At 67.9% G+C, this 19,333-nt stretch carries 16 protein-coding genes; 11 read left to right on the top strand and 5 right to left on the bottom strand.

Annotation, left to right across the window (positions count from 1 at the left end):
* The first annotated feature begins 76 nt into the window (after nt 1–76).
* Complete coding sequence (gene recD2, locus ACSHWB_RS08230; protein ID WP_439661485.1) at nt 77–2,239, top strand: SF1B family DNA helicase RecD2; 2,163 nt, start codon at nt 77–79, stop codon at nt 2,237–2,239.
* 54 nt (nt 2,240–2,293) lie between these two features.
* Here the strand turns inward: recD2 and ACSHWB_RS08225 are convergent, their stop codons facing one another.
* Entirely contained in the window at nt 2,294–3,058 is a 765-nt protein-coding gene (locus ACSHWB_RS08225; protein WP_439661484.1) for an alpha/beta fold hydrolase, read from the bottom strand.
* A 371-nt stretch (nt 3,059–3,429) separates the two neighbouring features.
* Here ACSHWB_RS08225 and ACSHWB_RS08220 point away from each other — a divergent pair, with 371 nt between their 5' ends.
* The 3 genes from ACSHWB_RS08220 to ACSHWB_RS08210 all read left to right on the top strand — a co-directional run bounded on the left by ACSHWB_RS08220 (nt 3,430) and on the right by ACSHWB_RS08210 (nt 6,967).
* Complete coding sequence (locus tag ACSHWB_RS08220) at nt 3,430–4,710, top strand: M14 family zinc carboxypeptidase (RefSeq protein WP_439661483.1); 1,281 nt, start codon at nt 3,430–3,432, stop codon at nt 4,708–4,710.
* A gap of 98 nt (nt 4,711–4,808) precedes the next feature.
* Nucleotides 4,809–5,900 (top strand): serine hydrolase domain-containing protein, encoded by a 1,092-nt coding sequence (locus ACSHWB_RS08215; RefSeq protein WP_439661482.1) that lies wholly within the window; start codon nt 4,809–4,811, stop codon nt 5,898–5,900.
* 2 nt (nt 5,901–5,902) lie between these two features.
* Nucleotides 5,903–6,967, top strand: a complete 1,065-nt coding sequence (locus tag ACSHWB_RS08210) for a serine hydrolase domain-containing protein (protein ID WP_439661481.1) — start codon at nt 5,903–5,905, stop codon at nt 6,965–6,967.
* Nucleotides 6,968–7,029: 62 nt separating this feature from the next.
* Here ACSHWB_RS08210 and ACSHWB_RS08205 read toward each other — a convergent pair whose 3' ends face one another.
* A complete protein-coding gene (locus tag ACSHWB_RS08205; RefSeq protein ID WP_439661480.1) occupies nt 7,030–8,649 on the bottom strand; it encodes a glycosyl hydrolase family 18 protein in 1,620 nt (539 codons plus the stop codon).
* A 235-nt stretch (nt 8,650–8,884) separates the two neighbouring features.
* Between ACSHWB_RS08205 and ACSHWB_RS08200 the strand changes: the two genes are divergently transcribed.
* The 3 genes from ACSHWB_RS08200 to ACSHWB_RS08190 all read left to right on the top strand — a co-directional run bounded on the left by ACSHWB_RS08200 (nt 8,885) and on the right by ACSHWB_RS08190 (nt 11,259).
* The gene (locus ACSHWB_RS08200) at nt 8,885–9,715 is read left to right on the top strand and encodes a helix-turn-helix domain-containing protein (protein ID WP_439661479.1); all 831 of its coding nucleotides are present in this window, start codon (nt 8,885–8,887) and stop codon (nt 9,713–9,715) included.
* A 219-nt stretch (nt 9,716–9,934) separates the two neighbouring features.
* The gene (ribB, locus tag ACSHWB_RS08195) at nt 9,935–10,591 is read left to right on the top strand and encodes a 3,4-dihydroxy-2-butanone-4-phosphate synthase (protein ID WP_439661478.1); all 657 of its coding nucleotides are present in this window, start codon (nt 9,935–9,937) and stop codon (nt 10,589–10,591) included.
* Nucleotides 10,588–11,259: an HAD family hydrolase gene (locus ACSHWB_RS08190; RefSeq protein WP_439661477.1), complete on the top strand. Its 672-nt coding sequence runs from the start codon at nt 10,588–10,590 to the stop codon at nt 11,257–11,259. Before ribB ends, ACSHWB_RS08190 begins: the two co-directional genes overlap by 4 nt.
* On the opposite strand, the gene ACSHWB_RS08185 is transcribed toward ACSHWB_RS08190, so the two are convergent.
* Entirely contained in the window at nt 11,249–13,654 is a 2,406-nt protein-coding gene (locus ACSHWB_RS08185) for an ATP-binding protein (protein WP_439661476.1), read from the bottom strand. The two genes, ACSHWB_RS08190 and ACSHWB_RS08185, sit on opposite strands and share 11 nt — an antisense overlap.
* 204 nt (nt 13,655–13,858) lie before the next feature.
* On the opposite strand from ACSHWB_RS08185, the gene ACSHWB_RS08180 reads away from it, so the two are divergent.
* Entirely contained in the window at nt 13,859–14,572 is a 714-nt protein-coding gene (locus ACSHWB_RS08180) for a response regulator (RefSeq protein ID WP_439661475.1), read from the top strand.
* Nucleotides 14,573–14,702: 130 nt separating this feature from the next.
* Nucleotides 14,703–15,575 (top strand): DNA-3-methyladenine glycosylase family protein, encoded by an 873-nt coding sequence (locus ACSHWB_RS08175; RefSeq protein ID WP_439661474.1) that lies wholly within the window; start codon nt 14,703–14,705, stop codon nt 15,573–15,575.
* Here ACSHWB_RS08175 and ACSHWB_RS08170 read toward each other — a convergent pair.
* Nucleotides 15,481–16,428, bottom strand: a complete 948-nt coding sequence (locus ACSHWB_RS08170) for a serine/threonine-protein kinase (protein WP_439661473.1) — start codon at nt 16,426–16,428, stop codon at nt 15,481–15,483. The genes ACSHWB_RS08175 and ACSHWB_RS08170 overlap by 95 nt on opposite strands.
* 107 nt (nt 16,429–16,535) lie before the next feature.
* Complete coding sequence (locus ACSHWB_RS08165; RefSeq protein WP_439661472.1) at nt 16,536–17,918, bottom strand: N-6 DNA methylase; 1,383 nt, start codon at nt 17,916–17,918, stop codon at nt 16,536–16,538.
* Nucleotides 17,919–17,970: 52 nt separating this feature from the next.
* Here ACSHWB_RS08165 and ACSHWB_RS08160 point away from each other — a divergent pair, with 52 nt between their 5' ends.
* Entirely contained in the window at nt 17,971–18,666 is a 696-nt protein-coding gene (locus tag ACSHWB_RS08160; RefSeq protein ID WP_439661471.1) for a PP2C family protein-serine/threonine phosphatase, read from the top strand.
* Nucleotides 18,667–18,688: 22 nt separating this feature from the next.
* A complete protein-coding gene (locus ACSHWB_RS08155) occupies nt 18,689–19,297 on the top strand; it encodes a hypothetical protein (RefSeq protein ID WP_439661470.1) in 609 nt (202 codons plus the stop codon).
* Nucleotides 19,298–19,333 lie beyond the last annotated feature (36 nt).

Below are 19,333 nucleotides of genomic sequence, written 5' to 3'. Positions count from 1 at the left end.
CTTTATGGGTATGTCGTGGAGGACGCCGGGACAAGTTGTGAAGATCGTGTGCAGACCCGCGAGGTAGGTTCGCTCCATGAACGTCCTCGAAGCGGTCCTGGAGAGGATCACGTACGCCAACGAGGACAACGGCTACACCGTCGCCAAGGTCGACACCGGCCGAGGTGACCTGGTCACGGTCGTCGGAGCGCTGCTGGGCGCCCAGCCGGGCGAGTCGATCCGCATGCGCGGCACCTGGGGCTCGCACCCGCAGTACGGCAAGCAGTTCCTCGTCGACGACTACACGACGATCCTGCCCGCGACGATCCAGGGCATCCGCCGCTACCTCGGCTCCGGCCTGATCAAGGGCATCGGCCCCGTGCTCGCGGACAAGATCGTCACCCACTTCGGCGTCGACGCCCTGGACGTCATCGAGAACGAGCCGCACAGACTCATCGAGGTCCCGAAGCTCGGTCCGAAGCGCACCAAGCTCATCGCGGACGCGTGGGAGGAGCAGAAGGCCATCAAGGAGGTCATGGTCTTCCTGCAGGGCGTCGGCGTCTCCACGAGCCTCGCCGTCCGCGTCTACAAGCAGTACGGCGACAAGTCCATCGACGTCGTCAGGGACGAGCCATATCGGCTGGCCAGCGATGTCTGGGGCATCGGCTTCAAGACCGCCGACGTCATCGCGAAGGCCGTCGGCATCCCGCACGACAGCCCGCAGCGCGTCAAGGCCGGCCTGCAGTTCACGCTCTCCGAGGCCACCACCAACGGCAACTGCTACCTGCCGGAACAGGAGCTCATCGGCGACGCGATCAAGATCCTCCAGGTCGACACCGGCCTGGTCATCGACTGCCTCGCCGAACTGGTCGAGGAGGAGGGCGTCGTCAGGGAGGAGCTCCCGGACGACGAGATCGCCGTCTACCTGATCCCGTTCCACCGAGCGGAGATCTCGATGGCCGCGCAGCTCAAACGCCTGCTGCACGCGGACCACGACCGCATGCCGAGCTTCGCCGCGGTCAACTGGGACAAGGCCCTCGCCTGGCTGGGCACCGAACTCGAAGAACACCAGTCAGCCGCGGTGAAGCTCGCCCTCACGCAGAAGGTCGCCGTGCTGACCGGCGGTCCCGGCTGCGGCAAGAGCTTCACGGTCCGCTCGATCGTCCGGCTTGCCAAGGCGAAGGGCGCCAAGATCGTCCTCGCCGCCCCGACCGGACGTGCCGCGAAGCGCCTCACCGAGCTGACCGGCCACGAGGCTCGCACCGTCCACCGCCTGCTCGAGCTCAAGCCCGGCGGCGACGCGGCGTACGACCGCGACCACCCGCTCGACGCCGACCTCGTGGTCGTGGACGAGGCCTCGATGCTGGACCTGTTGCTGGCCAACAAACTCGTGAAGGCCGTCCCGCCCGGCGCGCATCTGCTGCTCGTGGGCGACGTCGACCAGCTGCCGTCCGTCGGCGCGGGCGAGGTGCTCAGGGACGTGCTGGCGCAGGGGAGCCCGATCCCGAACGTCCGCCTGACGCACATCTTCCGCCAGGCCCAGGAGTCCGGCGTCGTCACGAACGCCCACCGCATCAACAGCGGCGACTACCCGATCGTTCAGGGCATGCCGGACTTCTTCCTGTTCAGCACCGACGAGGCCGAGGAAGCCGCCGCGCTGACCGTCGACGTCGTGGCGAACCGCATCCCGCGCAAGTTCCGCCTCGACCCGCGCAAGGACATCCAGGTCCTCGCCCCGATGCACCGCGGCCCGGCCGGCGCCGGCGCGCTCAACACCGTGCTCCAGGAGGCTCTGACGCCGTCGAAGGACGGCCTGCCCGAGAAGCGCTTCGGCGGCAGGGTGTTCAAGCTCGGCGACAAGGTCACCCAGATCCGCAACAACTACGACAAGGGCAAGAACGGCGTCTTCAACGGCACGCTCGGCGTCGTCATCGCGCTGGACCCGGTCGAGCAGAAGCTGACCATCCGCACCGACGAGGACGAGGAAGTCGACTACGAGTTCTCCGAGCTGGACGAGCTCAGCCACGCCTACGCCATGACCATCCACCGCTCACAGGGCAGCGAGTACCCGTGCGTGGTCATCCCGATCACGACCAGCGCGTGGATGATGCTGCAGCGCAACCTGCTCTACACCGCCGTCACGCGCGCGAAGAAGCTGGTCGTCCTGGTCGGCTCCAAACGCGCCATCGGCCAAGCCGTCCGCACCGTCGGCGCAGGCCGCCGCCACACCGCCCTGGCCCACCGCCTCCGCACCGTCTGACCGCACGCGGGGACCTTTCGTACCGACATGCGGTACGAAAGGTCCCCGCGTGCGTCAAATCGACGTGAGGTAGTCGGTGATCAGCCGCGACCACGGCATCGCGGACTCCAGCGCGATCGCGTGCCCGCACGCGATGTCCGCGTACTTCGATCCGGGGATGAGGTCCGAGACCTCCTTGCCCAGCTCCCGCGACAGCAGCTGGTCCCCGGACGCGCCGATCACCAGCGTCGGCTGCGTGACCTGCGGCAACAGGTCGGTCAGGTCGATCTTCAGGATCAGGTCGACGTGCGCGGGGGAGCCCGTCGGCACGCTCGCGCCGATCAGTTCGGCGAAGCCCTCCGCCTGCGCTGGCGTGAGCCGGGCCAGATACTCCCTGCTGCACATCACCGAGAGGATGAACCTCGACAGCACCGAGCGGGACCCGTCGAGCAACGACTTCCACTCGTCGATCTTGGCCTTGGTCGCGGCGTCGATCTTCGTGAACGGCGTGCTCAGCACCAGCCCGCGCACCCGCTCCGGATGCCGGACGGCCGCCGTGACGGCGACCGCGCAGCCCATCGAGTAGCCGGACACGAAGAACGACTCGTGCCCGGCCTTGACCGCGACGTCCACCAGATCGTCGGCGAGCCTGTCCAGGTCGAGCGCCCCCGATGCCTTCGGTGAGCCGCCCGAGCCCGGCAGGTCCGGCGCGATGACGGTGAAGTACTGGGTCAGGGTTCCGAGGATCGGTCCGTAGTTGGCCTGGATGCTGCCGCCCGCGCCGTGCACGAGCAGGAGAGCCGGGCCGGTGCCCTTGACGACGGTGGACAGGCCGGTCATGGGGAACCCCCGAGTTTTGTCAGTCCATGCTGCGGACGATGGTCGGCTCGAGCCCCTCGTCGTCGTCCGCAGCGGAACCGCGCCAGGGGAAGTCGAGCAGCGAGATCTCAGCGACACCGTCGTTGTACAGATGATCCATGGCTTGAACTCCCTTTTCTTCCTGGTGGCTGGTTGTCCGCGAACCTCGCTGTCCGTCGAGTCGGTTTCGGCCTTGTCAGCACGATAACCGCTGCGATGCTGGGTGAAATCCTATTGATTTTCGTCACAAAGCGCCAAATGGGCGCTTTCCCCGTCCCAAGAACCGGACGGTAATCATCCGGTCGGTCGAACGGAGTGGCGGTGATCAGCGGAACGGTCGATCATCGTTGATCATGAGGACCGCCGTCGCCCTGTTCGCCTGCCTGGCCCTGCTGCTGAGTCCCGCGCCGGCGCCCGCGGAAGGTCCACAAGCGACATACGTGCTGCGTGTACCGGCGCCCAAGGGTGATTCTGCCCAACGGTTGTTGCGCCTCGGTTACGACGTGTTGGAGCAACGTGACGGCGACGACCTGTTCGTCGTCGGCGACCCGCTGACCGCCGGCAAGCTCCGCGCGGACGGTTTCCCGTCCACCGTCGAGACGGCGATGCCCCCGTCCGAGCGGGCGCCGCGTTCACTCGATGAGGCGACTTATTACGGCGGCTATCGCACCATCACCGCGCAGTTCGCCCACTTGAACGAAGTCGCTCAAACCCATCCCGATCTCGCGACGGTCGTCGACTACGGCGACTCCTGGCGCAAGACCCAGGGCAGCGGCGGACACGACCTGAAAGCCATCTGCATAACGCGGAAGAACCCCGGCGACTGCGCATTGTCGCCCACCGCGCCAAAGCCGCGCCTGTTCGTGATGGGCCAGCTCCACGCCCGCGAGATCACGACCGGCGACATGGCGTGGCGGTTCATCGACGACCTCGTCGGCTCCCCGGACCTGACCGCGATGCTCGCCGAACTGGAGGTCTGGGTCGTCCCGATCGCCAACCCGGACGGCGTCGAGATCGTCGAGTCCGGCGGCGACTCGCCCGTGCTGCAGCGCAAGAACGCCAACGGCACCTGCACCTCGGGCTCCCGCGGCGTCGACCTCAACCGCAACGCCGGCTCGCACTGGGGCGAGGTCGGCTCGTCCACGAACAAGTGCAGCGAGACCTACCGAGGCACGCGCGCCGACTCCGAGGTGGAGGTCCAGGCGCTGGAGTCGTTGTGGCGCAAGCTCTACCGCGACACCCGCGCGCCAGGCGACACCGCGGCCGCCTCCGCCGACACCACCGGCGCCGTGATCTCCATGCACAGCTACGGCAACTACGTGCTCTTCCCGTGGGGCTGGAGCACGCTGAAGACCGGCAACGACACCGCTCTGCGCAAGATGGCGAACGACATGGCCGCGCTGTCCGGCTTCACCGCGGGCCAGCCCGGCGAGGTGCTCTACAACGCGTCCGGCGCCACCGACGACTGGGTGTACGACGACCTGGGCGTGCCGAGCTTCGTCTGGGAGATCGGCGCGAGCTCCGGCCGCTGCGGTGGCTTCCTGCCGCCGTTCTCGTGCCAGCAGGACGCGCATTGGCCGAAAGTGCGTCCCATGCTCGTTTCGGCCATGAATGCGGCGAAACGCCCGTACTGAACGTGAACGGAGCAGGGGAGATCCCTTAGGTCGCTTCAACCCGCGCGTACTACTGAAGATGGATGCGGGCTGACACCACAGCCGGACATGGTGTGGGCATGGGGATTCGATTAGCAGCAACAGTCACAGCAGCGAGCCTGCTGGCCCTGACCACCGCGGGCGTCGCCTCGGCGGACGCGCAGAGCACGGACCGCGAGGTCATCCAGCAGGCCCTGGACCAGATCACGCAGAGCGGGGCGGCCCTGGGCGTGCAGGCCAGGGTCACGGACGGGCGGCAGCGGTTCACCGCCGCCTCCGGCACGGCCGAGCTGAACACCACCAGGCCGGTGCCGGAGAACGGCAGGTTCCGCGTCGGCAGCATCACCAAGACGTTCGTGTCGACGGTGACGCTGCAACTCGCCGGTGAGGGCAAGATCGACCTGGACGCGCCGGTCGTCCGCTACCTGCCCGGCCTGATCGACAGCCGCATCACCGTTCGCCAGGTCCTGCAGCACACCAGCGGACTCTTCAACTACACCAACGCGCTGCCGCTCAGCCCGGACGAGTTCGAGAAGATCCGCTACAAGAGCTGGACGCCGCAGGAACTGCTCGCGCTCTCCACGTCGAAGCCGCTGGACTTCGAGCCCGGCACCCGGTGGAGCTACTCCAACACCAACTACGTCGTCGTCGGCCTGCTGGTCGAGAAGATCACCGGCAAGCCGTACGAGAAGGCCGTCGAGCAGCGGATCCTGAAGCCGTTGCACCTCAAGGACACCGAGGTGCCCGGCGACAAGGCCGGCATCAGCGGCCCGCACGCGCGCGCCTACTGGACCGTCGCCGGCCGGCCGGCCGAGATCACCCGCCTGAACCCGTCGGTCGCCTGGGCAGCCGGCGAGATGATCTCCACGACCCGCGACCTCGACACGTTCGTCACGGCGTTGTCGAGCGGCAGGCTGCTCAAGCCCGCGCAGCAGCAGGAGATCGGCAAGACGACGGCCGTGAGCCCCGAGTACGGTCTCGGCCTGCAGGTCGAGACCCTGCCGTGCGGCACGAAGGTGTGGGGCCACAGCGGTGGCATCCCCGGTTACTCGTCGCAGATGCTGACGACGCCGGACACCAAGAAGCGCTTCGAGTTCAACGCCACCAGCGGTCCCACCGAGGGCAACCCCGGTGACGCGTTCAACAAGATCCTCACCGAGGTCTTCTGCTGATCATGAGACTGGTAGCCGCACTCACCGCGGCCACCCTGTTCGCCACGGCCGGTGTCGCCTCCGCGGCGCCGGTCCGGCAGGGGGCCGTGCAGCAGATCATCGACGAGCTCACGAGGTCCGGTGGCGCACTGGGCATCCAGGCGCGGATCAACGGGCACGACACCGTCCGGTCCGGCGTCGCCGAGCTGGGCTCTCGCAAACCCGTGCCGCACAACGGAACCTTCCGCATCGGCAGCGTCACGAAGCCGTTCGTGTCGACCGTGGTGCTGCAACTCGTGGGGGAGGGGAAACTCGACCTGGACGCGCCGGTGTCGCGTCACCTGCCCGGCCTGGTCGACGACCGCATCACCGTGCGGCAGCTGTTGCAGCACACCAGCGGCCTCTACAACTACACGGACGCCCTGCCGCTGGACCCCGCCGGGTTCCCGTCGATCCGCTTCAAGAGCTGGACGCCGCAGGAACTTCTTGCGTTCTCGACGTCCAAGCCGCTCGACTTCGAGCCCGGCACGAAGTGGAACTACTCCAACACCAACTACGTCGTCGCCGGACTGCTGGTCGAGAAGGTCACCGGCAGGCCGTTCCAGCAGGCGGTCGAGCAGCGGATCCTCAAGCCCTTGCGGCTCAAGGACACCGTGCTGCCCAGGAACTCGGTGGAGGTGCCCGGACCGCACGCGCACGGTTACTACCCCGATGCCTCCGGCAAGGCCGTGGACGTCACGCGGCTCAACCCGTCGTGGGGCTGGGCGGCGGGGGAGATGATCTCGACGACCCGCGACCTGGACACGTTCCTGACGGCCCTGCTGGCCGGAAAGCTGCTCAAACCCGTGCAGCAGAAGGAGCTGACGAAGACGTCGGCGGTGAGCCCCGACTACGGCCTGGGCCTCGCGGTCGCGTCGTTGCCCTGCGGCACGAAGGTCTACGGCCACGACGGCCAGATCCACGGCTACGGGACGATGATGGTCGGCACGCCGAACGGCAAACGCCTTGAGCTGTCGCTCACCGAGGCAGCCGATGGCGCGAGCCCTGGCGACGGTTACAGCAGGCTGCTGGACCAGGTGTTCTGCTGACTTTTCTGGCAAAACAAAAGGGGAGCTGGGTTGACCCAGCTCCCCTCCCGGCGTTAGAAGAACTAGTTGAGACCGCTCTTCATCGCTTTGACGAGCTCACCGTTCGAGGTGTCTCCGGACATCTCCCAGAAGAAGGCGCCACCGAGACCCTGGGTCTTCGCGTAACCCATCTTGCCGGTGATGGTGGACGGGGTGTCGTAGCTCCACCACTGGTCACCACACTTGGCGTAGGCCGTACCCGCGACCGTGCCCGTTGCGGGGCACTGCGTCTTGAGCACGTTGTAGTTCTGGTTGCCCGGCTCGATGCCCGGCGCGGGGCCGGTCGCCGTGCCACCAGGGGCGTCCTGCGTCACGCCGGACCAGCCGCGGCCGTAGAAGCCGATGCCGAGCAGGAGCTTGCTGGACGGAACGCCCTTGCCCTTCAGCTTCTGGATCGCCGCGTCCGAGTAGAAGCCCGGCGTCGGGATGCCGTTGTAGGACGTCAGCGGGGAGTGCGGAGCCGTGGGGCCCTGCGCCGCCCAGGAACCGAAGTAGTCGTACGTCATGACGTTGTACCAGTCGACGAACGCCGCAGCGCCCTTGTAGTCAGCGGCGTCGATCTTGCCGCCGTTGGTGCCGTCAGCGGTGATAGCCGAGGTGACCAGGTAGTTCGGGCCGAACTTCCTGCGCAGCTCCTCCATCAGGACGCGGTAGGAGTCGAAGCCGCTCGTGTCGCAGGTGAGACCACAGGCGTTCGGGTACTCCCAGTCGATGTCGATGCCGTCGAACAGGCTCGCCCAGCGCGGGTCCTCGAGCAGGCTGTAGCACGAGTTCGCGAAGTCGACGGGCTTCTTCGCCGCGTCGGCGAAGCCGCCGGACCAGGTCCAGCCACCGAAGGAGTACAGGATCTTGATGTGCGGGTACTTCTTCTTCAGCTTCATCAGCTGGTTGAAGGCACCGCGCACCGGCGCGTCCCACACGTCAGCCACACCGTCGACCGACTCGGCCGCCGTGTACGACTTCTCGATCGCCGGGAACGTCTCACCGATCACGCACTTGCCGCCAACGACGTTGCCGAACGAGTAGTTGATGTGCGTGATGTTGGCGGCCGTGCCGGAGATGTCGATGTTCTTCGGCAGGTAGTTGCGAGCGGGGTACGTGCCCCACTCGGTGAAGTAGCCGAGGTTGATCTTGCCACCGGGCTGAGGACCACCGGTCGTGGTCGTCGTGGTGGTGGTCGAGGTGGTGGTCGTCGTCGTGGTCGACGTCGTCGTGGTGGTCGTCGGGTTGGTCCCGCCGGCGTCACACGAGCCACCGTTGAGCTTGCAGTTGGTCGGCGCACCGAACGTGCCGGAGTAGGAGCCGTTGAAGCCGAAGCTCGCCGACCCGCCGACACCGATGCTGCCGTTCCAGGTGTTCTTGACCGTGACGGTCTGGCCGCTCGTCGTGTACGAGCCGTCCCACAGCGAGGTGACCTTGTGGTTGGCGGGGAGCGTGAACTCGACGGTCCACGACGTCAGGGCCGCCGCGCTGTTGTTCTTGATCGTGTACTTGCCCTCGAAGCCAGTTCCCCAGTCAGAACCCTTGGAGAACGTGGCGGAAACGCCACCGGCACCGCTAGCAGCGGGCACGACGACGATTCCGAGGACCATCGCGGCGACAGCCGCGAAGAGAGCAGCTAGATGCCATCGGAACTTGGACATCGGTCTCCTCAGTCGCAGGGGGTACCGGAACGATGTGGTTTAGACCACTCGAAGGTCAAGGTCTAGACCTCTGCCGTCACTCGAATGGAGCAGTCCGAAAACGGTTTAGGTGCCCTGGTTGTCCCGTCTCTGTCTAGTTGGTTAACTATTGGAGGGGTTCCGAGACGAACTCCCTTCGGGTCGAGTTTCGGCTGGGCGATCGCACAAAGTGGACGGTCGGCCCTAACTTCGTTCCATGCCAAAGCGTTTCTCCACGGCGCGGGGGCGGGAGTTCGGCGACGCGGTACGAACTGCCCTGTCTGCCACGCGCATGACCGCGCGCGAGATCTGCGAGAAGATCGACTGGGACCCGGGCAAGCTCTCGGATCTCTTGAACGGCAAGGGCGGCTGCTCAGAGGTCGATGTCGCGATCCTGCTCAGCTTCTGCCGAATCGTTCCAGAAGAACGTGACCACCTGATGTACCTCTTCCAGCAGACAGACCTCAGGGTCTGGTGGCAGCACTTCGCTGACCAGCAGCCCTTCCGGATGCGTACCTTCCTGGAACACCTGTGGAAGGCCAAGGAGTTCGTGGTCTGGCAGCCGCTGCTGATTCCCGGCCTGCTCCAGTTGCCCGACTACGTGAGGGCGATCTGCCGGGAAGCCGTCAACCTCCCGCAAGACGAGGTCGAAGATCGTGTCAGCGGACGCACTGCGATGCAGGAAGTCTTCCGGCAGAGGCTCAACTGCACGTTCTACCTCCACGAGCAGGTGCTGTGGTCCCAGGTGGGCGGCGCGGACGTGATGCGCGCGCAACTGCACCATCTCCTGCAGATGTCCGTGCGTCCGTACATCCACATCCGGATCGTGCCGTTCTCCGTCGGCGCTCATGCGGGGATGTCGGGGAGCTTCGACCTGCTGCGGTTCGACAGGATCGAGCCCGTGATCTTCCTGGAGGCTGAGAACTCGAACCTGGTCGTCGAGCGCAAGGACTCGATCAGAGACTACGAGGACATTCTCAAAGCACTCAACCGCGTCGCGCTGGACGAGGAAGACTCCCGCAAGCTGATCGCCAAGCTCGCGGCCTAGGAGTCGGTCCAGAAGAGGCTCGATGCAGCTCTCGTCAAGCTCACGCAGGGGTCCCCCTCCAGGGGTCCCCTGATTCAATTATCCCAGCCAGGTCTGACAATTTCCGGCCTCGTGCCCGCTTGCGGGCCTGCTCTCCACAATCGGTGCGAAGTTCGCACCTTCGGGTCAAACCAACTGGTCCGCCGAGCGTCACCCCCGCCCGTTCCCAACGATGAGGACGTGAACCTCACCGTTCCTGAACAGGCAAAACGCACACCGAGCCTGGACTCGGTCCAGGCTGCCGTCACCGACCTGCGCGCAGGCCGCCCCGTGATCGTCGTGGACGACGAGGACCGCGAGAACGAGGGCGACCTGATCATGGCCGCCGAACACGCCACCCAGCAGGCACTGGCGTTCTACGTGCGCCACACGAGCGGCCTGATCTGCGCGCCGGTGTCCCCCGAGGTCGCCGACCGGATGCGCCTGCCGTTGATGGTCCAGGACAACGAGGACCCCGAAGGCACCGCCTACACGGTCTCCATCGACGCCTCGAACGGCATCACGTCCGGCATCTCCGCCGCCGACCGCGCCCGCACCCTGCGCGTCCTCGCCGATCCCGCGAGCACCCCGCAGGACGTGCGCCGGCCCGGCCACGTGTTTCCGTTGCGCGCCAGGGCAGGTGGTCTCACCGAACGGCGCGGGCACACCGAGGCCGCCGTGGAACTGATGCGGTTCGCCGGGTTCGCGCCGGTCGCCGTGATCAGCGAGATCTGCGACGAGGACGGAGAGCCGGCGCGGTTGCCGCAGCTCAGGGCGTTCGCGGACCAGCATTCGCTGAAGCTGGTGTCCATCGAGCAGCTCGCCGCATTCGTGCAGGAGAGCGTGGTCGCGCTGTGACGCTCTACGCGACCGTTTTCGACCTCGACGACACCCTCGTCGACAGCTCCGCGACGTGGCAGCAGGTCATCGGCACCGTCGCGGCCCGCCACGACTACCGCTGGACCCACGCCGACTGGGCGGCGATCCAGGGCACCAGCACGTGGAGTGCCTACCTCGCCGAACGGTGTCAGGGCCTCACGCCGGAACGCGCTGCGTCGGAGTGCGTGGACGGCATGGTGGACGCGATCGCGCGCGGCACGTTCGGGCTGCTGCCCGGTGCGGCGGAGCTCGTTGCGCTGGCCGCGGAACTCGGGCCGGTCGGGCTGGTGTCGGCGTCGCCGCGCAGGTACGTCAGGGCCGCCGCGTCGGCGTCCGGGTTGCGCAGGCACGTCGAGGCCATCGTGACGGGCGACGACGTCACGAACGGCAAGCCCGCGCCCGACCCGTACCTGCTCGCCGCGCGCAAGCTCGGCCTCGATCCCGTGAACGTCCTCGCGGTCGAGGACTCGGGGTCGGGCATCCGCTCCGCGCACGCGGCGGGGATGACCGTGCTCGCGATTCCCAACGCCACCACGGCCCGCGATGCCGAGGTGTTGAAGCTGGCGGCGTGCACGGTGACCGATGCCCGTGTGGCGGCCAAGGAAATCTGTCAACTGTGGGTAAACGTTTACGCGCTCAGCCGATAGCGCGTTCCGCACCCCAGGCCGCGATGTCCTCGCGGCTCTGCAGCCCCAGCTTGTCCCGCAGGCGCTGCAGCCGCGAGGCCACCGTCCGCACCGACACGTTCAGCCGGTTCGCGATCTGCTGGTTCGTCAGTCCCATGGCGAGCAACGCGATCACGCGCCGTTCGTGGTCGTCGAGCGAACCGAACGCGGCCTCCGTGCGGTCCAGCCACACCTCGTCCTGGATGAACGCCTCGGTCTCCGCAGCGGTCAACGGCGTGGACGCGGTCTCCGCGCGCGCGACGGACAGCATCAGCCGTGCGGTGCGCATGGCTCCAGCGACCTTCTCCGCCCAGAACGGGTTCGGCACCACGCCGACAGACCTGCGCATCGCCCGTCCGGTCGCTTCCAGCCGTAGCGCGCGCTCGGCCTGGCCTCGCGTCAACGCGACCACGGCGAGGCCTTCGAGTGCGTCAGGGGCGGTCAGCGGGTTGATGCCGTCCATCCGCAACGCCTCCTGGAAGGCGTGCGTGGCCTCGTCCAGGTCGCCCTGCACCAACGCGACCGCACCCCGTGTGTTCAGCGCGGAGGCAATGCGCGCGGGCATGCCCGACGCGCGCGAGATCGGCAACGCCTTCATGACGTTCTTCTCGGCGCGTTCGTGCTTGCCCAGCGACAACGCCGTGCGCGCGAGGTCCACCAAGCACGCCGCACGGGCGAGGGGCTCGCCCAGCAGTTCCGCGACCCGCAGGCATTCGGTGCTGTTCTCGTTCGACGCCTCCCACTCGCCGGAGGACTGCTGCACCGCCGCCAGCGTGCTGCGGCAGCTCATCGCGAGTGCCGTCGAGTTGTGCGGTGCCAGCCGTGACGCCTCGCCGGAGAGTTCGGCGGCCTCGTCGTGATCACCCTGCTCGGCGGCGAACCTGGCGGCGTGGTTCAGGGCGACGCACCGGTAGTCGTCCCTTGTGGACGGTCGCCGCAGCGCGTCCCGCAGCAGCACGCGCGCCTGGCCGAGCCGTCCGCGCCGGGCTGCGCAGTCCGCCAGTGCCGAGGTGAGGAGCAGCAGCCGTTCGTCGGAGCGGTCAGCCGCCCACTCGACGGTGCCGAGCAGGCTGTCGACGTGGTTGTCGAGCTTGTGCTGCACGTCCGCCGGCATCGACAGCGGCGCGGTGATCAGCACGTCCGACAGGTCGGTGAACCACCTGGCCAGCGCCTCGTAGGCGACGTCCAGCTCGCCTGCCGCCAGCAGCTTCTCCCTGGCGTGCAGGCGAATCGTCTCCAGCTGCCGGAACCGCGTCGTGCCGGGCACCGCCGTCACCAGCGACTTGGCCTGCAGCCGGGACAGCACGTCCAGCACCGGTTCCGCGGAGCGTTCCGACGAGCAGACCTCCGTGGCCGCGGCCAGGTCGAAACCGCCGTCGAACACCGAGAGCCGCCGCAACGCGAACTGCTCGTCCGGCTGCAGCAGCTGGTAGCTCCAGTCGATGGCCTCGCGCAACGAGCTTTGGCGCGACGGCGACTTGCGGCAGCCCAGCGTCAGCAGTTCCAGCGGCTCGTCCATCCGGTCGCAGATGTCCGTGACCGGCAACAACTGCACCCAGCGCGCGGCCAGTTCGATCGCCAGCGGCATGCCTTCCAACCGCGCGCACAACAGCGCGACCGCAGCCGTGTTGTCGAGGGTCAGCCGGAAGTCGGGCTTGCGCTCGCGGGCCCTGTCCACGAACAGCTTCACGGCTTCCGATCGCGGCGCCGCCATCGTGACCAGGTCCCGATCCGTTGAGGGAACGGGCAATCCCTCGACGTGGAAGCTGACCTCACCGGTGATCCACAGGGCCTCGCGCGAGGTCGCGAGCACCCGCACGCCGGGGCAGCGGCTCAGCAGCACGTCGGTGAGCTCGGCGCACGTGTCGAGGAGGTGTTCGCAGTTGTCGAGGACCACGACCACCTTCATGTTGACCAGCGTCTCGACCACGGTGTCGCGCAACGGTTCGTCGGTCACCGCGGTCACTCCGAGCGCGTCAGCGAGGGCGGGCATGACGTCTCGGGAAGCGGTGATCTCGCCCAGCGCGACGAGGAGGACCCGGTCTGTCCGCCCGCGCCGCAGCCGTCCCGCGGCCTCCAGCGCGAGCCTCGTCTTGCCCGCACCCGCACTGCCGACGAGCGTAACGAGACGATGCCTGCGCAGGAGCTGGTCGAGCTTCGAAAGCTCTTGCTGGCGGCCGATGAACGTGTCGCGCGCGGCGGGCAGGTTCGAGAGCACGCGCACGTTCTGCCTGGTGGCAGGCGTTGTCGTGGAAACGGTGACACGGCGGCGATACGCCCTTTGGCGGCACGCGTTGGAGCAGTAGGACCTGCGTTGCTCGGAGGTGGCGGGAGGCATCGTGCCGTCGCATAGAGCGCAACGTCCGTTGCTGGTCATGAGTCCCTCTCCTCAAGCCGTAACGGCAGGGTGTTCCTGTCTCGGTCCGGCGTTCGCGCAGCTCGTGGGTGGTGGCGCGTTATGTGCAGGCCGTTACGCCTCTGCGTGCGCGAGACGGTTCGCAACCTGCTCGTTATGCCTGCCTTCCCGTGGTCCTCGTTCGGAAGCAAACTGGTGACTGGTCCGGTCTGACAGGGAGTGCGGATGACGTTGACGACGAGCACCTCGTGGGCGAGTGCAGGCCTGCAGTTGGTGGACAAGCCGCGCACGATCACCGTTGGCATCGCTGACGACGAGGTGCTGATCCGCACGGGAGTCCGCGGTGTGCTGGAACGTTCCGGCAACGTCGTGGTCGTCGGCGAGGCCGGTGACGGCGGTGCGGCTCTCGAGCTCGCACGGCGCCAACGCCCGCAGGTGCTGCTGATGGACGCCTCCATGCCCGGCATGGAAGGCCTCGCGGCCGTGCGGATGGTGCGCAGGCACGTGCCCGGCACGCAGGTGATCATGCTGTGCACCCCGCAGACCGAGGAGATGCTCTTCCCCGCGTTGCGCGCCGGTGCGGCGGGATTCCTGTTCAGGAACGGCGAACCCGACGCGCTGGTGAACGCCGTGCGTGCCGTCGCCGCGGGGGAGGCGATCCTCTCGCCGTCCGCGACGCGTGCGTTGATCGACCACTTCACCGGCGTCGACTCCGAACGCCGCGACGCCGCGCGCAGCCGCATCGGCCTGCTCACGCGACGCGAGCAGGAAGTGCTGGTGTACCTGGCGCAGGGCATGGCGAACGCACGCATCGCTCGGCTCATGTACCTCTCGGAAGGGGCTATCAAGGCCCACGTCAGCCGACTGCTGACGAAACTTCGGTGCGACAACCGCGTACAGGCCGCTCTCATCGCACGCGACGCCGCCCTTCCATGCTGAAACCGACCACTGCTGCCACGGCGCGACGATCAGCCTAGCCACGGATTTTCGCGCCGCGAAGCAGGTCACCCGGTTGGCCCCGTCCAGAATGATGTCGCTTTCCCGCCAGCGTCTCGCTTGGAATGGCGTCATGCTCGTGGACATGCGGCTGGACACGTTCTCGGAATGCTTGCCTTTTCAAGCACCTCTGTGCCCCGACAACCTGTTCGGCCACCTCATCGCCACCGCCGTGCCCGGCGTGGAGGAGTGGCGGGACGGTGTCTACCGCCGAACCTTGCGACTTCCTTGCGGTTTCGGCATTGCGGCTTTGCGGCCGTTCCCCGACCACGTGGCTTGCACGCTGGAACTGTCCGATTCTCGCGATTTGGCAAGTGCTCTAGACCTTTGCCGGTTTCTGCTGGACCTCGACGCCGACCCATTCGCGATCGACGCCGCGCTGTCCGCGGACCCCCTATTGGCCCCGCTGGTTTCGGCCGCGCCCGGCCGCCGTGTGCCGCGCACGGTGGACGGCGCGGAGTTCGCCATTCGCGCCGTGCTGGGCCAACAGGTGTCGACGAAGGCCGCGCGCACGCACGCCGCACGCCTCGTCGCGGCTCACGGAACGCCGGTGGGCGACCTGTTCCTGTTCCCGCTGTCGTTCGACGTCGGCGAGTTGGCCATGCCCGAGTCCCGCCGCCGCACGATGGCCGCGTTGCTGGACGCCCTGGAGTCCGGTTTGGACCTGTCTCCCGGCGCGGACCGAACCGTTGCGCGCGAACGGCTTTCGGCGCTGCCCGGCTTCGGCCCCTGGACCGTCGAGTCGATCCTGATGCGCTCTTTGGGGGATCCGGACGCGTTCCTGCCGACCGATCTGGGAATCCGTTCGGCCGCAGAGGCTCTGGGCCTGCCGTCGACGCCGGCGGCTCTGGTCAGGCGTGCGGAGGCGTGGCGACCGTGGCGGGCGTACGCGGTGCAGCACCTGTGGGCGACCGGTGATCACGAGGTGAACCGAATCCCGGCCTGACCTGCACACTCGAGTACATCGCGGTCGAGCCGTCCCGCACGAACCCGGGCAACGCCGGCGGATCCTGCGCAAACCCTTGCAGGTCCTCGAAAACCTCCAGCGCCGTCGCCGGCCGCCCGCCGGGGTCCTTGGCCAGCAACCGTTGCACCACCGGGTCGAGATCGCCGGGCAGCCGCGGCGGCGGTTCCTTGACGTGCTTGTCGAACACCGCGTACGCCGTCGGCCCGGTGAAGAGTTGTTCGCCCGTCAGCATCTCGTGCAGCACGCACCCCAGCGCGTACAAATCGCTGCGGGGCTCGGCGATCCCGCGCTGGATCTGCTCGGGCGCCATGTACGAGGGCGTGCCGAGGATCTGGCCGGCTCGGCTGAACGGCGCAACGTCGCTCTCCCGCAACAGCGCGAGCCCGAAGTCGAGCACCTTCACCGCGCCGTCCGGGCACAGCATCAGGTTGGTGGGCTTGAGATCGCGGTGGCAGATGCCGCGTTCGTGCGCGGCGGCCAGTACCGCGGCGGTCTGCGCGGCGATGTTCGCGGCCCACGCCTGGGGCAGCGGCCCGAACTCGCCGACCAGGTCGGCGACCGTGACGCCGTCGACGAACTGCATGACCTGGAACAGGCGCTGCTCGTGCGTCCCGAAGTCGTACAGGACGGGCACTCCGGGGTGCTCGAGCCTAGCGACGATCCTCGCTTCGCGCGCGAACCGTTGCGCCACCTCGTCATCGCTGCCGGGCAGGCGCAGCAGCTTGACCGCGACCCGTCGATCCAGGCGCAGGTCCCGCCCCTTGTGCACGGCACCCATGCCACCCCGCCCCAGCGGCAGGTCGTCGATCTCATAGCGGTCGGCGATCAGCACCCGGGAAGCCTAACTGCCGTCGCCTGTTCGCCCACCCCGCGCTTCCTCGTACGCGAGGGAACGGTAACAGCGTTTCAGGACATCTCGATCGGGTGAATCCGCCGGGATCACGCCGGTCCGACCTGTCCGCTCAGGAGTCCATTGTATCCCAAACGAACCAGTCCCGCGGCCTCCTCCAGACCTGCTTCCAGGGCCTTGAGCTGCGCGAACGCTTGCCCGTACCGCCGTTGCTCGGTCAGCGGCAGCGACGGCACCTGCGTCCTGCGCACGTCGAGCCGGGTCGAGCCGGTCGGGGTCCTGGCGAACGCGGCGCGAAGCACGCCCTCGAGGAAGTCGGGGTCGACCTTGCGCGGATCGATCTCGTACGTCGCGCCCGTCGGCGACGTGACGACGTGCTTGCCGGGCGCCGCGCGCACGAGTTCACCGATCGTCGTCATCGGGGGAGCGGCCTGTTCTCGCAGTTCGGGCAACGGCGCGAGGCCGAATGTCGGCTGCGCGGCGAGGTAGGCGGACACGTCGGTGCCGCTGCGGCGCGACGGACTGAGGTCGACGTCGTCGTCCAGTAGGTCGATGACCCGCGTGTTCGGGTCTAGCGGACCGGGCGCCTCCAGCAGCGCGATGTGCTCGGGCGCGCGGCCGATCGGGTTCCGCAGCAGCCACAGGTCGCGGCCCGGCTGCACGGTCATCACCGCGCGCAAAGCCCCGGCCCGCAGCAGGTTTCCGCGGATCCGCTTGCCCGGCCTGCGCGACGCGGCGGCTGACGGCAGCAGCACCGCGACCAGCCCGCCCGGCTTGGCCAGCGACAGGCAGTGCTGCAGCCATGCCAGCTCGGGCTCGCCGCGCGGTGGCAGGCCGTAGGTCCAGCGGGCGTCGCCCACCAGTTCCTCGTGCCCCCACGTCCGGTCGTGCCACGGCGGATCGCACACCACCGCGTCGGCCTTCTCCTGGACCCCGTTGTGCCGCAACGAGTCGCCGGTGAAGATCTGCGCGTGCGGCATCCGGCGCCGCGCGATGACCGCGGACACCGGATCGAGCTCCTGCCCGATCTTGTTCCGCGCCTTGGACGCCTTCAGCAGACTCCCCGTGCCGCACGCGGGATCGATCACCGTGTCGCCGTCGGTCGTGGCCAGCACGACCTCGATGACCTCGGGCGGAGTGGGGTTCAGCAGCCGCGAGTGGGCTTCGAGGTAGCGCTCGTGCAGGAACTCGAACGTCTGCGCGTCGGCCTCCACCGCGGCCAGCGCCTCACCGAGCTTCAGGTCGTCCGCGGTCCGCAGCTGCGTCCACAACCGCTCGGCCGGCGAGACCCGGAACTGCTTCCCGTTTCGCCGAAGCCATGACTCCACGTCGCGCAACAGGTACAACGGACTGGAGGCCGTCCCGCCGACCGGCGACGGGAAGTCCTCGAACCGCCGCCGCCAGTTCGACACCGCCGCCCGCCCCACATCAGCGAGGCGCGCGATGTCACCGGCGTTGACCGTCTCATCCATGTTCACAACCGTATTGCTTGTGAACTCACTTCACAACTGGTCTACTGGAGACATGACACACGAGCTGCGCATCGCCGTGGCGACCGATCCTGGGCTCGTTCGCGAGCACAACGAGGACTCGGTCTACGTCCGCGCGGACCTGCAGGCCGTGGCGGACGGCATGGGCGGCCACGAGCACGGCGAAGTGGCCAGCGCACTCGCGGTGAACGTCCTGGCGAGCTGGGAGGGCGACCTCGGCCCGGCGGTCGCCGAGATCGCGCGCAGACTCGACGCCGAGACACCCCAGGGCGCCGGCACCACCCTCACCGCCATGCGCTGGGAGGGCCTCGCCTTTGAGTTGGCGCACATCGGCGACTCCCGCGCATACCTGCTGAGGGAAGGCGAGCTCCGCCAGATCTCCCACGACCACACCATGGTGCAGGCCCTGGTGGACGCGGGCCGCATGACGCCGGAGGAGGCGCTCGTCCACCCGCGCCGCGCCTACGTGCTGCGCGCCCTGCAGTCCGGCAACTCGCACGACCCCGACCTGACCTGGCATCAGGCCAAGGTGGAGGATCGCTACCTGCTCTGCAGCGACGGCCTCACGGACTACACCGACCTCGACGACGTCCACGAGATCCTGCTGTCCACAGAGGACGGGACAGAGGCGGCCTGGCAGCTGATCGCGCTCGCGAACGGCAACGGCGGCCCGGACAACATCACCTGCGTGATCGTCGACGTGGTCCGCAAGAAGTGGTGGCAGCGCTAGCGAATCCCGCTACGGTCGCGCTGTGACGAGTGGTCGGGATCTGGGAACCGCGGCCGCGCGCCGCCTGGTCGAGCTCAACTGCTGTGAGATAGCGCCGGGACTGACCGATGCGGAGTTCGCGCGCATCGAGGCCGAGCACGGGTTCGAGTTCGCTGACGACCACCGCGCTTTCCTCGCCGCGGGGTTGCCGGTGAACACTCCCTACATCTCGGAAGCAGGTGTCTTCCACACGTGGGAGCAGCCGTGGCCCGAGTGGCGCGACGGCGATCCGGACGATCTCCACCAGCAACTCGGCTGGCCGGTCAGAGGCTTGTTGCGGGAGGTCGAGGCCGGACAGCACTGGAACCCGGCCTGGGGCGAGCGGCCGGACGACGGTGAGACGGCGATGGCGGTGGCGCGCTGGGAAGTGGACGAGGCGCCCAGGTTGGTCCCGGTCTACGGGCACCGGTTTCTTCCCGCGGGGCGAGGCACGTTCGGGAATCCGGTGCTGTCCGTCTATGGAACGGACATCATTCGCTACGGCGTCGACCTGACCGACTACGTCAACCAGGAGTTCGAGAAACCCCGGCCCGGGCACCCGAACGGCTTTCCCGCGAAGGCCACCGTGCCGTTCTGGCGCGACTACCTGTAGTCGCAATGGAAACGGCCCCCGGCGCATCGCGCCGGG

Origin of the sequence: Lentzea sp. HUAS TT2, from assembly GCF_051853195.1 — a bacterium.
Taxonomy (GTDB): Bacteria; Actinomycetota; Actinomycetes; order Mycobacteriales; family Pseudonocardiaceae; genus Lentzea.
Note: the sequence above shows the minus strand (reverse complement) of the source record. Positions and strands in the feature narration are given on the sequence as shown.

Coding starts and splice junctions, on each gene's coding strand:
- recD2 (WP_439661485.1), top strand. CDS start 77: ATGAACGTCCTCGAAGCGGTCCTGGAGAGGATCACGTACGCCAACGAG.
- ACSHWB_RS08225 (WP_439661484.1), bottom strand. CDS start 3,058: ATGACCGGCCTGTCCACCGTCGTCAAGGGCACCGGCCCGGCTCTCCTG.
- ACSHWB_RS08220 (WP_439661483.1), top strand. CDS start 3,430: ATGAGGACCGCCGTCGCCCTGTTCGCCTGCCTGGCCCTGCTGCTGAGT.
- ACSHWB_RS08215 (WP_439661482.1), top strand. CDS start 4,809: ATGGGGATTCGATTAGCAGCAACAGTCACAGCAGCGAGCCTGCTGGCC.
- ACSHWB_RS08210 (WP_439661481.1), top strand. CDS start 5,903: ATGAGACTGGTAGCCGCACTCACCGCGGCCACCCTGTTCGCCACGGCC.
- ACSHWB_RS08205 (WP_439661480.1), bottom strand. CDS start 8,649: ATGTCCAAGTTCCGATGGCATCTAGCTGCTCTCTTCGCGGCTGTCGCC.
- ACSHWB_RS08200 (WP_439661479.1), top strand. CDS start 8,885: ATGCCAAAGCGTTTCTCCACGGCGCGGGGGCGGGAGTTCGGCGACGCG.
- ACSHWB_RS08185 (WP_439661476.1), bottom strand. CDS start 13,654: ATGACCAGCAACGGACGTTGCGCTCTATGCGACGGCACGATGCCTCCC.
- ACSHWB_RS08180 (WP_439661475.1), top strand. CDS start 13,859: ATGACGTTGACGACGAGCACCTCGTGGGCGAGTGCAGGCCTGCAGTTG.
- ACSHWB_RS08175 (WP_439661474.1), top strand. CDS start 14,703: ATGCTCGTGGACATGCGGCTGGACACGTTCTCGGAATGCTTGCCTTTT.
- ACSHWB_RS08165 (WP_439661472.1), bottom strand. CDS start 17,918: ATGGATGAGACGGTCAACGCCGGTGACATCGCGCGCCTCGCTGATGTG.
- ACSHWB_RS08160 (WP_439661471.1), top strand. CDS start 17,971: ATGACACACGAGCTGCGCATCGCCGTGGCGACCGATCCTGGGCTCGTT.